Genomic DNA, 13,615 nt, shown 5'->3' on the forward strand with positions numbered 1-13,615 from the left:
ACGTCGTCAGTTCTGGTAGCCCCTCGCCACCTGCGGAAGGATTGACGACCATGACCCACGCCAGACTGCTCGGCGACGACGAGGCCGCGTTCATCGCGGCGGCCCGTTCGAGTGACGCAGCGCAGTTCGCGCTCATCACGGAACGCTGCCGACGTGAGCTGCAGGTGCACTGCTACCGGATGCTCGCGAACTACGAGGACGCCCAGGACATGACGCAGGAGACGTTCCTGCGGGCGTGGAACAAGCGGGAGTCGTTCAAGGGCCACGCCGCGCTGCGGACCTGGCTGTACCGGATCGCGACGAACGCCTGCCTCGACTTCCTGGAGAAGCGCAACGACCGCACACCCGTGACTGCCGAGCTGCCGGGCGCGGACTCGGAAGTGCGCTACCTGCAGCCCTACCCCGACCGGATGCTCCCGGAGGACCCACAGGAGTCGGTGGTGGCGCGGGAGACGATCGAGCTGGCGTTCATCGTCGCCGTCCAGCACCTGCCGCCGCGGCAGCGGGCGGTGTTCATCTTGCGCGACGTCCTCGGCTGGCCGGCGTCGAGGGCCGCCGACGCCCTCGAGCTGACCGTCGCATCGGTGACCAGCGCACTGCAGCGGGCGCGTGTGACGATGCGCGAGCAACTGCCCGGCCGCCGCCTCGACTGGCGGAGCCCCGCCAGGCACGAGCTGACGGATGACGAGCGCGGCGTGGTGAAGTCGTACATGGACGCTCATGAGCGCAACGACCTCGACGGGCTGATGTCCCTGCTGCGCGACGACCTGCGCTTCGCGATGCTGCCCGAGCCGGGCACCGTTATCGTCAACGGCCGAGGACGCGGTGGACGGCTGGGTCTCCGGTGGGCTCTTCCAGCGCGGCCACGACGACTGGCGCTGCATCGCCACGACGGTCAACCGCATGCCTGCCGCCGCGCTGTACCTCCGCACCCCCGGCGACCCGGAGTATCGGCTGTTCACCATCGCGGTCCTGCACATCGTCGACGGGAAGATCGCCGAGCTCACCGGATTCGACGCCACCGGCAAACCATGGCTGGGCCTGCCCCCGACACTGTCATCAGGCAAAGGCCCCGTCGTCGACGAGGCCGGCGCACGGGCCGAAGTCACCGCCGAATGAGCACCCCGACCAGCTGAACACCGACGCGGCGCCCCGAACACCACCGCCCCGCCGGCGTTGCCGGCGGGGCATCTTCATGCCCGAAGCTCATCGTCGATCAACGACGCCCTCATCTCCACTGCTCACTTGGAACGCGAGGAAGGGCCCGTGGGAAGGGGCCCCCATCGCCGAGGGTCACGGTGAGCACGCCAGGAAGGATTTCGACCTGGCCTCACGAGCCGAGCGTCTGGCCCGTGCTCATCGCCTCGTCTCGTATCGGGTCAGCACCACGCCGCCGGGAAACGTCCGCGTCTCGACCAGGTTCAGGTTCACCCAGCTGTCCAGCGCGGTGAAGAACGGCGTGCCGCCGCCCACCAGGACCGGCACGGTGACCAGCGCGTACTCGTCGATCAGGCCGGCCCGCACGGCCGCCCCGGCGAGCGTCGCGCCGCCGATGCTCATCGGGCCGCCGTCCACGGCCTTGAGCCGGGTGATCTCGGCGACCGCGTCACCAGTGACCAGGCGGGTGTTCCAGTCGACCTTGTCGATCGTCGATGAGAACACCACCTTCGGCGTGTCCCGCCAGTTCCGCGCGAACTCGATCTCCGCCGGGGTGGCGCCGGGCTGCTGGTCGCCGGTCGGCCAGGAGGAGCTCATCGTCTCCCACAGCTTGCGCCCGTACAGCGACATCTCGCTCGCCAGCTCCTGGTCGAGCCACCACTGGAACAGCTCGGCGCTCGGCGATGAGTCCGGTCCCTCTCCCCCACTCCAGCCGATGTCGTCGCCGGTCGCGGCGATGTAGCCGTCCAGGGTCACGTTCATGCCGAAGATCAGTTTCCGCATCGTGCCAGCCTCCGTGAGTCGATCTCACACGTACAGACGGGCGCGGCCCGGAAACCTAATCGGTGCGCGATCTGCGCCACTCAGCACGGATGTTCCTCACGGACCGGGCCGCCCGGAACACGGCGACGTACTCGGCGATCAGACGGAGGTCCCACAGGCCGCGGGGTTCCCGGCATCTCCCGGACGAGGCCGGTCAGCGGGGTGCGGTGAGGCCGTCGCGGACGACGCTGCCGAAGACCTCGTCGCGGACGGTGGCCAGGGCGAGGTCCATCGCGCCGGCCAGCACCGGGTTGCCCGCCAGGGCCGACAGGCGTACCCGGGGCTGGGAGTGGGTGAGTGCGTGCAGTTCGCGCTCGATCAGGTCGCGCAGGTACTCGCCGCCCGCGGACATCAGCCCGCCGGCGAGCACGACGAGGCCGGGGTCGACGACCGACGCGATGGCCGCCAGGCCCACGGCGACCCGGGCGGCCACCAGCCGGAGGCCGGCGCCCGCCTCCTCGGCCGCCCGCCCGGTGCCCTGCCCGGCGAGGGCGGCCGCGGCCGACACCGCCTGCCGGACGTCGGGCGCGTCCACCCCGTAGGTGCGCAGCAGGTCGCGCACCGCGGGGCCGCCGACCAGCGCCTGGTAACCATGGCTGCCGAACCGGCCGGTGTCGCGGGCCGTCGCCGCGCCGGGCACGGGCATGTACCCGACCTCGCCCGCGCCGCCGTAGAAGCCCCGGTGCAGCCGCCCGCCGATCACCAGGGCCGCCCCCAGCCCTTCGTCGGCCCACAGCAGCACGAAGTCGGGGCAGGCGGCCGCCGCGCCGCGCGCCTGCTCGGCCATGGCGACCAGGTTGACGTCGTTCTCCACGGCGACGGCCGTGCCGAGCCCCGCGCTCAGCGTGGGCAGCAGGTCGGGGATCCGCCAGCCGGGCAGGTCCTCGTCGGTGGCGTAGCACAGGACACCGGTGGTGGGGTCGACGGCACCCTGCACGCCGATCACCACCCGGCGCAGCGGTCCCGGCGCCCCGGCCCCGGCGATGGCCGCCCGGAGCCGGTCGATCAGCGGGCCGGGTTCCCCGCCGGGGGCGGGGAGCGTGTGCTCGCCGCGGATCTCGCCGGTGATGTCGGCCACCTGGACGCCGATCCGGTCCTGCGTGACGTCGAGGGCGGCGACGTACGCGGCGGCCGGGTTGATGCGGTAGGTCTCCGCCGTACGGCCGGGCTGCCCCGCCCTGATCCCGTCGCCGACCACCAGGCCCGCCTCCTGGAGGCGGGCCAGGAGCTGGAACGCCGTCGGCTTGGACAGGCCGGTCAGCTCGCCGATCTCGGGACGCGTCAGCGGGCCCCGCTCCAGCAGGACCTGGAGTGCGGTGCGATCGTTGATCGCCCGCATCAGGCTCGGGGTGCCGTGAAGGGGGGTCTTCACTTCACCTCCGCGACAGCGCTCACCGCGACATCACGGTCAGAGCGTACAGTGCGACGGCCGCGAAATCGTCGGCCGGCTCGGACGCCTGCCAGGAGCGGACGTCGTCCACGAACCGGCTGCCCCGCCCGGTGAACTTCTCGTACCGGTCCACCTCGCCGGGCGGGCACGGCCGCATCTCGTCGAAGCGTCCCCCGAGGCCGTCCTCGAACAGCTCGGCGCTGTTGGGGCCGTTCACCACCGCGCCCGCGGCGGGCCTGCCGGTGATGTTGGCGACCTGGTGGTGCGGGCAGGCGATCGAGTTCTCGCCGACCTCGGCGACGAACGACACGCCCCACGGGTTCGCGCCCAGCGCCCAGTTCCGCTGGGCGGTGCCGAAGGCGTCGTAGGAGCGGTCGCCGGTCACCGACCGGTACAGCCGCGAGGTGGCGGCCAGCCCGAAGGCGTGCGGCACCGAGTCGAACTCGTCGTACCTGGCCCCGGCGCGGAAGGGGTCGGCGGCGGCGCGGCGAACGCCGATCTCGAGCTGCGCGCGCAGCCCGGCGACCAGGTCCGCCACGGACACGGCCAGGCTGCTCGTCCCGGCCCCGCGCATCGCCCTGACGAGGTCGGCGTGCGCGAGGGCGCTCACGTCGTACAGGTTGAGCGTGTCACCGGTCTCCTCGGCGAGGTACTCGGCGGCCCAGTGCGCGGCCTGGGCCAGCCACCGGCCGGCGCGCGGGTCGCCGAGGCGCTGCGCGGCCAGGGCGAGCTGCGCGCCGCCCAGCTCCATGTCGTCGCGCCAGACGCTCTCGGGGTAGAAGGCGTGCGGGAGCGAGGTCACGAGCTGCCCGACGCCGGTGGTCCTCGCCATGGCGTAGACGGACGCGGCCTTGTCCAGCAGTTCCTCGGCACGCTTGCGGGACGGCTCCATCTGGGCGGCGAGCGCGAACGCGGCGGCGGTGCGGCCGGCGAGGTTCGGGCTGATCGGCTCGCCGGGGGCGGCGGCGCGGAACACCGGCCGGTGCCGGATGAACCGGCGCCTGTCGCCGGTGTCGCCGTCGTCGGCCTGCGGCAGCCGCCAGACGTCGTGGTCGCCGTCGAAGGTGCCCGCTTCGTCGCCGGCGCCGATGCCGACCTGGATGTAGAGCGTCTTGGTCTTCTCGTCCCACATCTTGTCGAGGTACCCGAGGCCGTGGGCGGCCTCGGCACGCAGGTGCGGGACGTGCGCGCCGTCCCGTTCGGCGGCCCACAGCAGGGTGTCCACGTAGGAAAGGATGTGGGTGAACTTGAGGTAATCGCCCGCGTCGAACCAGCCGCCCTCGACGTCCACCGGGCCGCCGATCCTGGTCAGCCCGCCCTTGATCTGGTCGGTGTCCGGGCCGGTGAACTCCGGCCAGGCGTAGACCGAGGCGGCCCGGTCGTTCAGGTGGCTCGGCCCGCCCCGGGCTCCGGCGCCGTCACGCTGGAGGCCGAAGAAGTCCACCACCTTGCGGGCGGGGGCGTCGAGCAGCCCGGCGGGGGCCACCTCGAACTCCGGCGACGTCACCGCGCCCACCTTGACCCGGTAGGCGCCGGGGGTCCGCAGCCGGGTCAGGTCCAGGTCGTGGACGTGCGGGTAGCGGGCGTTCCAGGCGCCGAGGTCGCGGCCGGCCGTGCCGGTGAGGACCGTACGGCCGCGGCGGTCCACCACGCTGAAGCGGCCGGCGGGTGCCGTGCCCGCCTGTGCGGTCATCAGGTAGGCGTGCTTGGCCTCGGCCGGCGCGAAGCCCACCTGGTCCACCCGGATGAGGGCGGAGGGGGTGGAGCCGGCGTGCGCGGCGGCGCCGGTCGCGAGCCCGGTGGTGAGCGCCGCCAGCGCGAGCGCGGCGGGAATCAGCCTCTTCATCTGCTCCTCCTGAAGTGGTCACGGACTCGGTGGCCGGCGCTCTCCGCCGCGCCGAGCAGGTCCAGGCCGGCCAGCGCGGCGCCCGCCACGGGAGGCAGGGCGGCGACGACCAGGTCGGCGCGCGGCGCGGCCGCGGCGAGGCGGGCCTCGATCCGGCCGAGCATCATGCGGTGCCCGGCGGTGAGCACCCCTCCGCCGAGGACGACCTCGGCGGAGGTGTCCAGCAGGTCCAGGCGGCGCAGGCAGACCTCGGCCATCACGGCGACCTCCGTGGCCTGCCGTTCGACCAGCGCGGTGGCGGTGGCGTCGCCGTCCGCGGCGGCCGCGAACAGGCCCGGCACCAGCTCGTGCAGCCGGGCCCGGTCCATCTCGCCGAAGTGCAGGGCGAGCACCAGGTCCGTCACGCCGGCCACGCCGAAGTGCGACCTCACCAGGCCGGCCAGCGCGGTCGCCGGGCCGCGGCCGTCCTCGGCCCGCACGGCGTGCCAGAGCACCTCCTCGGCCAGGTCCTCGCCACCGCCCCAGTCGCCGCTCACCCTGCCGAGCGCGGGGAAGCGGGCGGTCTCACCGGTGGGCGAGACCCCGGCGGCGTTCATCCCCGCCCCGCACACCACGGCCACACCCCATGGCCGGGAGGCGCCCGCGCGCAGCACGGCGAAGGTGTCGTTGGCCACGGTCACCTCCTTGGCGCAACCGCGCGCGGTGAACTCCGCGCGCAGCGCCGCCTCCTCGGCGGGGAAGTCGGCCCCCGCCAGGTAGGCGCACATCACGTCGGCGTACGGCGGGGCCGCGCCGCCGAGCATCACCCGCGCGGCCCGTTCCACCACCTCGGCCGCCGCGGCGGCCCCGACGCTGTGCGGCACGAACGGCCCGGCGCTGCCGGTGGCGAGCACCGTGCCGTCCTCCGCCACCAGCGCGAGGCCGGTCTTGCTGTTGCCCCCGTCCACCGCGAGTACGGTTCTCACTCCGCGGCCACCCAGGGCAGGTGCGGGCGGTCGGCCTCGGCGAGCGGGCCGGTGGACTCCGCGGCGATCACGGCGACTTTCACCCCTTCACCCCCGTCAGCGTCACGCCCTCGATGAAGACCCGCTGGGCGAGGAAGAAAACGATGATCACCGGCGCGGTCACCAGCAGGGTGGCCGCCATGGTGAGGTTCCACTGCACGCTGTGCAGGGCCTTGAAGGTGGCCAGCCCGAGCGACAGCGTCCAGCCCTGCTGGTCGACCCCGGCGTAGAGCAGCGGGCCGTAGTAGTCGTTCCAGCAGTAGAAGAAGGAGAACAGCGCGACCGCCGCGATCGCCGGCCGGGCCATCGGGAGGACGACGGTGAACAGGATGCGCACGTCGGAGCAGCCGTCCACGCGCGCCGCGTCGGTGTAGTCGCGCGGGATGGTGATCAGGAACTGGCGCAGCAGGAAGATCGAGAACGCGTCGCCGAAGAGCATCGGGATGATCAGCGGCCACAGCGAGTCGGTGAGGTCGAGCCGGGCCCAGATCAGGTAGATCGGCACCGCGACGACCTGCGGCGGCAGCATCATGGTGCTGATCACCACCAGGAAGGCGAGCTTCCTGCCGCGGAACCGGAAGCGCGCCAGGGCGTAGGCCGCCGGGACCGACGACACCAGCATGAACAGCGTCGCCAGCGAGGCGTACACGAACGTGTTGAACGTCCAGGTGAGCAGCCCCGACCGGGCGAAGACGACCTCGAAGTTGGCCCAGTTCCAGGTCTGCGGCCACAGTCGGCTGGTCAGCGCCTGCTCGTCGGTCATCAGGGCGGTCAGCGCCATGAAGACGATCGGCCCGAGGAACATGATCGCCAGCGCGACGGCGATCGCGTGCCGGGCGATCCACATCAGGCCGCGCCGGCGCCGCCGTACGGCCGGCACGGCCCGGGCGGGACGGGTGCCCGCGGTGACGGCGGCGGTCACGAATCCCCCTCCGCCTGGCTGAACCGGCGCAGCAGGATCAGCGTGAAGACCATCGACACGGCGAACAGCAGCAGCGCGTGCACGCAGGCGAGCCCCATCGACCAGTCGCGGAACCCGGTGTGGAACAGGTGCTGGGGCAGGGTGAGCAGCGAGCCGTCCGGGTAGCCGGGGGTGAAGGTGCTTCCCGCCGAGTCGGTCGCGCCCGAGGCCACCCGGGAGGCGATCATGGCCTGGGCGAAGTACTGCACGGCGTAGATCACCCCGGTGATCGCGGAGAACATCAGCACCGGCGAGATCGTCGGCAGCGTGACGTTGCGGAACTGCCGCCAGGCGCCCGCCCCGTCGATCGCGGCCGCCTCGTACAGGTGCCTGGGCACGTCCAGCAGCGCGGCCAGGAAGATCATCATGGTGTTGCCCACGCCCCAGACGGCGAGCAGGGTGAGGCTGGGCTTGGCCCAGGCCGCGCTGCCGAACCAGTCCGGGCCGGTGATCCCGGCGAGGGCGAGGAGCTGGTTGACCGGTCCCGTCGCCGGGTTGAGCAGGTAGACGAAGGCGACCGTGCCCGCCACGGCCGGCACCAGCGAGGGCAGGTAGAAGATCGTCCGCAGCACGCCGGCGCCCGACTTGATCTTGGTGAGCAACTGGGCCACGCCGAGCGCGAACAGGAGCTGCGCCGGGACCATGAACGCCACCAGCCACAGGGTGTTCCTGGCCGACTGGTACACCCGCTCGTCGGCGAAGGCGTACCGCCAGTTGTCCAGCCCGACGAACTCCAGGGTGAACAGGTCGTAACGGTGGAAGGAGAAGTAGACCGTCGCCAGCAGCGGGTAGCCGAAGAAGACCAGCACCCCGACGAGCCACGGGGCCAGCCAGAGGAGGGCGCGGGCGCCCTCGCCGCGCCGCCACCGGGGCGGCGCGGCGTGGGTGGACGCCATCATCAGCCTCCGGAGAGCTTCAGCTTGTCGTTGATCCGCTTGTCCACGCCGGCCAGCCCGGCGTCGAGGTCCTTGACCGCCCCCTTCTCCCACTGGATGAGGAAGGTGGAGAAGGCGTCCTGGTTGAAGACGCTGTTGACGCCGGCCGGCAGGGTCGAGGTCTTCGGGTGGGCGAAGATGTCGAGGAATGTGGCGAACCTGTCGTCCTTGGCCAGCTTCGGGGACTCCATGGCGGCCTTGGTGGTCGGCACGTTGCGCAGCGCGTTCGACAGCGTCACCAGGGAGTCGGTGTCGGTGGTGAGGTGCTTGACCAGCTCCCAGGCGTGCCGCGGGTGCTTGGCACCCCTGGGCACCCCGATCACCGTGCCGGCGGTGAAGCCGCTGCCGTACAGGTCGGGCTTGTCGTCGGCGACGGGCAGCGGCGCGGTGCCGTAGTCCATCGACTTCGCCTCGGGATCGGCGGCGATCATGGCGTTGCGCCATTCGCCGTCCACGGCCATCGCGACCTTGCCCTCGAAGAAGGGGTGCTCGGAGCCCCACTCGTCGCCGAGGCCCTTGCGGAACTTCTCCAGGTTGTCGTAGCCGTACCAGTCGACGAGTTCCTTCTGCCAGGTCAGAAGCTGCTTCCAGGCCGGGTCGGAGCCGATCGCCGAGGTGCCGTCCGGGTTGTACCACGTGGCGCCGACCATCGGGCCGAGGTGGGAGGGGCTGTTCTCGTAGTACTGGAAGCTGGGGATGAAGCCGGCGACCTTGATGGTGCCGTCCGGGTCGCGGACGGTGAGCTTCTTGGTCAGTTCGGTCAGCTCGCTCAGCGTCTTGGGGGGCTCGTTGCCCTTCATCAGGGCCTTGTTGTAGTAGAAGCCGTAGGCGTCGGCCAGCAGCGGCATGGTGCACCGCTTGCCCTCGAACTCGGTGTAGGAGCGTGACGCCTCGGGCAGCACGCTCAGGTCGATGCCGTCCTGCTCGATGACCTGGGTGAGGTCCTGGAAGGCGCCCGACCTGCACCACTGGGCGACGTTGTCGGTGGTGAACGACGCGGCCACGTCGGGGGCCTTGCCGCCGCGGACGGCCGCGGTGATCTGGTCGTCCTGGACGGCCTTCTTCGCGGTCACCTTGATCTGCGGGTACTTCCTGGTGAAGCCCGCGATCGCCTCCTCGAACGCGCCGGTCTCGGCGTCCGTGGAGAAGCCGTGCCACAGCTCCAGTGTGGCGGCGGGCAGGGCGGCGGCCACCGGTCCGGTGCCGGTCGTGGTGGGCCGGGCGCCGAGTGAGGGCGCCTCAGTGCCTGCGGTACAGGCGGTCAGCGACAGGGCCAGCAACCCGGCCGCCGCGAGAGGAACGAAGCGCACGAGGTTTCTCCTATGACCAGGCGAGACGGAGGGCGTACGGTCACCGTGCACGCGGAAGTTAGTAAATGTTCCTAACTTTGCAGGGACCATAAAAGCTCATTTCTGGCGGGTCAAGGGGCGACATCAACTCGTGATCCGGGAGGCACCGACGCGCGTCCGGTCATGTTGGGCAGGACTCCTGACTAATCGGGGGCGCGTCTCCGTCCCGGGACGCGCCCCCACCTCGGCGGCTCAGAAGTCGTCGGCGGTGCGGATCCGGTCGCGGACCCAGACGCCGGCCTCCTTGAGCCTGGCGGTCCCGGCGAACGGGCCGTTCGGGCAGGTTCCCGTGGTGAAGACGGCCCCCGTCCGGAAGTCGTCGGAGAAGTTCCAGTTCACCCAGCTGATCTTCTTCTGCGCGAGCAGGTCGAGGTACTGCTGCGACCTGGAGAAGTTGTTCGCTCCGTCGCCGGAGGCGGTCTGGGTGCCGAACTCGGTGACGAAGATCGGCAGCAGGTCGGCCGCCCGGGACAGCGTGTTGAGGTACTGGGTGCCGTGCGAGGCGGCGTAGAAGTGGAACGTGTACATGATGTGCGTGCCGCTGACCGGGTTGGCGCGGATGGTGTCGGTCTGGTCACCGGGGCCGGAGACGCCGAGCGACGACCACGCGGGGGTGCCGACCAGGATCGGCGCGTCCGCGTCGTACTGCCGGATCACCGGGACGAGCTGGTTGGCGTAGCCGCGGATGACCGGCCAGGTGACGGAGTCGCCGTTCGGCTCGTTGGCGATCTCGTACAGCACGTTCTCCTTGCCGTTGTGCCGCTGGGCGATCTCGGTGAAGAACGTCCTGGCCCGGGCGAGGTTGACGTTCGGGTCGCCGGGGGTGAGCATGTGCCAGTCCACGATCGCGTACATGCCGCGGGCGGTGGCCATCTCGATCAGGGAGTGCACCCGGTCGGTGAACAGCCGGGGGTTGGTCTCGTAGCCGCCCTCCTGGATGTACATGGAGATGCGCAGGACGTCGGCCTTCCAATCGCCGGCCAGCGCGTCGAGCGAGGCGGCGTTCAGGCACTGGTTGTACCACTGGATCCCGTGGCTGCTCATGCCGCGGAGCTGGATCTGCTTGCCGTTCTCGTTGCAGAGCTTGATGCCGCACACCCGCAGCTGACCGTTGGCCTCGACGGGAGTGCCGGTGCCTCCCCCGCCCGCGGGCACCCCGAAGACCTCCAGCTCCCACAGCGAGTAGCCGTACGGCGTGCCGCGCTGCGTGCCGTACACCCGCACGTACCGGCCGGTGCCGCTCACCGTGAGGTCGTCGGTGCCGCCGTCGCCCGCCGAGGTGGAGTGGACGTCGGTCCAGGCGGACCCGTCGGGCGAGGTCTGCACCCGGTACGCGACGGCGTAGGCGACCTCCCAGGTCAGACGGACCCGGGAGACGGTGTGCGCGGAGCCGAGGTCCACCCGGATCCACTGCGGGTCCACGCCCTCCGCGCTGGCCCACCGCGTGGTCGCGCTGCCGTCGACCGCCTTGGCCGCCTCCAGGCCGGCCGCCTCGGTCGAGGAGGCCGTCACCGCCTTGCCCCTCGACACGAGCGGGTCGGCCGCCGCCACACCCGAGCCGGCGGCGCCCGCTCCCTGCGGCACCAGTAACGGCACGAGCAAGGACAGCACCAACGCCGCCACGGCCGCCAAGGTCCTCGCACCCGCACTTCGCTTCACTGACGACTCCCGTCTCCGGATGGTGCCGCAATGGTTAGGAAGGTTTCCTAACTCGGGTAGGAGCGTAGGTTGACCCGGCATCTGACACAAGACCCAAAACAGAGTTCCCTCATCTGACCTGCTGTGATGCCAGGCTGGAAGCGAGCGCCGGCGGACGCCCTACCGGGATCCCCTTGCGGGGCCGGCTCCAGGTGGCTCCCCTGACGCCCGTGCGGTCGCCGTGATCAGGTGGCCCCGCCGCGTTTCACGGAAGGGTCGTTTCCTGCGAGGCTTTGAGCCACATGACGCGGGGGTGCGCGGGAGGGGACGACATGTCCGGCATGGTGGCTACACCCGATGGAAGCGGCTGCGAGCACGCCGACCCCGGCGACCCCGCTGTCTTGTGCGGGGCCGCCGGCGCCGTGGACGGACATTGCCTGGCCCACCTGAGCCCCGAGCAGCGAGCCACCTACCTGGCAGGGCTCACCCCCGGCGCCGACATCGATATGCGTGGCGTCACCTTCAGCTACGAACTGCTCCACCAGTTGCTGACGGCGCTGACCCGCCGCCGCCGCGGCCGCCCCGTCACCGGAGCCAAAGCGAAGTTCGGTGACGCCGACTTCCGCGGCGCGATTTTCACCGGACGCGTCTACGTCACCAAGGCGACGTTCACCAAGGACGCCGACGTCCGTGACGTGAACCTCAACTTCCGTGACGTGACGTTCGACTTCCGCGGCGTGACGTTCACCGGGAACGTGGACTTCCACGGCGCGATTTTCACCGGGCTCGCCGACTTCGGCGAGGCGACATTCGCCGGGGACGCCGACTTCAGCGGCGTGACGTTCGCCATGGCCGCCACCTTCGATAAGGCGACGTTCACCGGGCGCGCCTACTTCAGTGCCGCGACCTTCGTCGGGGGCGCCATCTTCGGCGAGGCGACGTTCACCGGGCTCGCCGACTTCAACAAGGCAACGTTTCCCGAGGTCCCCGGCTCCGGTGGCGCGATGTTCGGCGCAATATTCCCCGGTGGCACCGACTTCAGCCATGTGACATTCACCAAGGGCGCCCTGTTCGCCGGGGTGACGTTCACCGTGGGCGTCATCTTCTTCGGCGCGACGTTCTCCGGGGGCGTCAGCTTCGACGGCGCGACGTTCACCGCACACGCCAACTTCGACCGCGTCACGTTCTCGTACGCCCTGTTCCGGGGCGCGACGTTTTCTGGGAGACAACGTTCCCGAAACAGGAACCTCTCGGCCACCGGCTTCAACGACGTGACGTTCGCTGACTACGCCGATTTCAGCCATGCCCGGTTGCCTGGGGCGGTGGAGATGCGTGGCCGGGTGCCCCGTTTGTTTCTTGAGGGGATGGAGGTGGACGGGGACCTGGTGATGGAGGTGGCGGCTGCGACCGTGGACGCTACGCGGATACGGGGTGCGGGGCGAGTGACGTTACGGGTGCGGGCCGGGCAGGTGGATGCCAGTGAGGCGGCGATGACCGGCTCGTTCAGCGTGCAGGGACTCCGAGGGCCGATCCAGGGCGTCGATGACAGCGGGCTGTCGTATCCGGCGCATCCCGACCAACCGGCCGTGGTGACCTCGCTGCGCGGCACCGATACCCAGCATCTGGTGCTCACCGACGTGGATCTGAGCCGGTGCCTGTTCGCCGGGATGCACCGGGTCGATCAGGTGCGGCTGGACGGCTGGTGCACCTTCGCCTTCGACCCGCGGGGGCGCCGCCAGGTCCTTGCCGAGGAACACCACTGGCGAGCCTCACGCGCCGCACCGGCCAGGACCGCCTCGCGGACGCGCGGGTGGACGCCGGCTCCCGACGGGGTCGGCGTGGTGAGTTCACCGCGGCTGGAGGTGCTGTATCGGCAGTTGCGCACCGCGTTGGAGAACTCCAAGAACGAACCGGGGGCGGCGGACTTCTACTACGGGGAGATGGAGATGCGCCGACTCAGCCACCGGGACCCCACCTCCCCCGCACGTGGCCTCGAACGGCTCATCTTGACCGCCTACTGGCTGCTGTCGGGGTACGGGCTACGGGCCTCCCGCGCCGTGACGGCACTGCTGGTCATGATCGGCCTGGCCACCCTGGGATTCGCCACCATCGGGTTCTCCCACTCCTCCACCACCGCCTACCAGATGCTCCCCCCGGCACCAGGAAGGACCGCGATCTACCAGCAGATCGACATCCAGGGCCCCCGGCCTGACTGGGCAACCGCGTTCTACCACGCCATCGACAGCTCCACCTCGCTCCTGCGCGCCCCTGGAGCCGTACCCCTCACTCCCTACGGCCAAGCCATCGAAATCGCCCTCCGGCTCCTCGGCCCCCTGCTCCTGGGCCTGGCCATCCTCGCCGTCCGCGGACGCGTCAAACGCTGAGCTTTGCGCTGCATCAATACAGCTCGTCTCCTCGTACGCGCAGCCCGCCTTAGGCCATGCTCAGGCCAAGTCCGTTCGGGGGACGGCCCAGATACGACGGGAACCGGCAACCAGTGATCTTGAGGTGA

10 protein-coding genes are annotated in these 13,615 nt (G+C 70.9%); 2 read left to right on the plus strand and 8 right to left on the minus strand.

The features are described from left to right. The first annotated feature begins 50 nt into the window (after window positions 1-50). A complete protein-coding gene (locus ABGB17_RS19540) occupies window positions 51-1,136 on the plus strand; it encodes an RNA polymerase subunit sigma-70 (RefSeq protein ID WP_347631483.1) in 1,086 nt (361 codons plus the stop codon). A 220-nt stretch (window positions 1,137-1,356) separates the two neighbouring features. On the opposite strand, the gene ABGB17_RS19545 is transcribed toward ABGB17_RS19540, so the two are convergent. The 8 genes from ABGB17_RS19545 to ABGB17_RS19580 all read right to left on the minus strand — a co-directional run bounded on the left by ABGB17_RS19545 (window position 1,357) and on the right by ABGB17_RS19580 (window position 11,124). Next, window positions 1,357-1,941, minus strand: coding sequence for a dihydrofolate reductase family protein (locus ABGB17_RS19545; RefSeq protein WP_347631485.1), 585 nt, complete (start codon window positions 1,939-1,941; stop codon window positions 1,357-1,359). 193 nt (window positions 1,942-2,134) lie between these two features. Further along, the gene (locus ABGB17_RS19550) at window positions 2,135-3,352 is read right to left on the minus strand and encodes an ROK family transcriptional regulator (RefSeq protein ID WP_347631487.1); all 1,218 of its coding nucleotides are present in this window, start codon (window positions 3,350-3,352) and stop codon (window positions 2,135-2,137) included. A 19-nt stretch (window positions 3,353-3,371) separates the two neighbouring features. Continuing rightward, complete coding sequence (locus ABGB17_RS19555; protein WP_347631489.1) at window positions 3,372-5,216, minus strand: glycoside hydrolase family 9 protein; 1,845 nt, start codon at window positions 5,214-5,216, stop codon at window positions 3,372-3,374. Then, window positions 5,213-6,181: a BadF/BadG/BcrA/BcrD ATPase family protein gene (locus ABGB17_RS19560; protein ID WP_347631491.1), complete on the minus strand. Its 969-nt coding sequence runs from the start codon at window positions 6,179-6,181 to the stop codon at window positions 5,213-5,215. Before ABGB17_RS19560 ends, ABGB17_RS19555 begins: the two co-directional genes overlap by 4 nt. A gap of 79 nt (window positions 6,182-6,260) precedes the next feature. Next, window positions 6,261-7,142, minus strand: coding sequence for a carbohydrate ABC transporter permease (locus ABGB17_RS19565; RefSeq protein ID WP_347631493.1), 882 nt, complete (start codon window positions 7,140-7,142; stop codon window positions 6,261-6,263). Next, window positions 7,139-8,080, minus strand: a complete 942-nt coding sequence (locus tag ABGB17_RS19570) for a sugar ABC transporter permease (protein WP_347631495.1) — start codon at window positions 8,078-8,080, stop codon at window positions 7,139-7,141. The genes ABGB17_RS19565 and ABGB17_RS19570 overlap by 4 nt, the downstream gene beginning before the upstream one ends. Further along, window positions 8,080-9,426 (minus strand): extracellular solute-binding protein, encoded by a 1,347-nt coding sequence (locus ABGB17_RS19575; protein WP_347631497.1) that lies wholly within the window; start codon window positions 9,424-9,426, stop codon window positions 8,080-8,082. Before ABGB17_RS19575 ends, ABGB17_RS19570 begins: the two co-directional genes overlap by 1 nt. Window positions 9,427-9,657: 231 nt before the next feature. Continuing rightward, window positions 9,658-11,124, minus strand: a complete 1,467-nt coding sequence (locus ABGB17_RS19580; protein ID WP_347631499.1) for a cellulase family glycosylhydrolase — start codon at window positions 11,122-11,124, stop codon at window positions 9,658-9,660. 311 nt (window positions 11,125-11,435) lie between these two features. Between ABGB17_RS19580 and ABGB17_RS19585 the strand changes: the two genes are divergently transcribed. Continuing rightward, a complete protein-coding gene (locus ABGB17_RS19585; RefSeq protein ID WP_347631501.1) occupies window positions 11,436-13,487 on the plus strand; it encodes a pentapeptide repeat-containing protein in 2,052 nt (683 codons plus the stop codon). Window positions 13,488-13,615 lie beyond the last annotated feature (128 nt).

It is taken from the genome of Sphaerisporangium sp. B11E5, from assembly GCF_039871875.1.
Classification (GTDB): domain Bacteria; phylum Actinomycetota; class Actinomycetes; order Streptosporangiales; family Streptosporangiaceae; genus Sphaerisporangium.

Coding starts and splice junctions, on each gene's coding strand:
- ABGB17_RS19570 (WP_347631495.1), bottom strand. CDS start 8,080: ATGATGGCGTCCACCCACGCCGCGCCGCCCCGGTGGCGGCGCGGCGAG.
- ABGB17_RS19555 (WP_347631489.1), bottom strand. CDS start 5,216: ATGAAGAGGCTGATTCCCGCCGCGCTCGCGCTGGCGGCGCTCACCACC.
- ABGB17_RS19585 (WP_347631501.1), top strand. CDS start 11,436: ATGTCCGGCATGGTGGCTACACCCGATGGAAGCGGCTGCGAGCACGCC.
- ABGB17_RS19540 (WP_347631483.1), top strand. CDS start 51: ATGACCCACGCCAGACTGCTCGGCGACGACGAGGCCGCGTTCATCGCG.
- ABGB17_RS19545 (WP_347631485.1), bottom strand. CDS start 1,941: ATGCGGAAACTGATCTTCGGCATGAACGTGACCCTGGACGGCTACATC.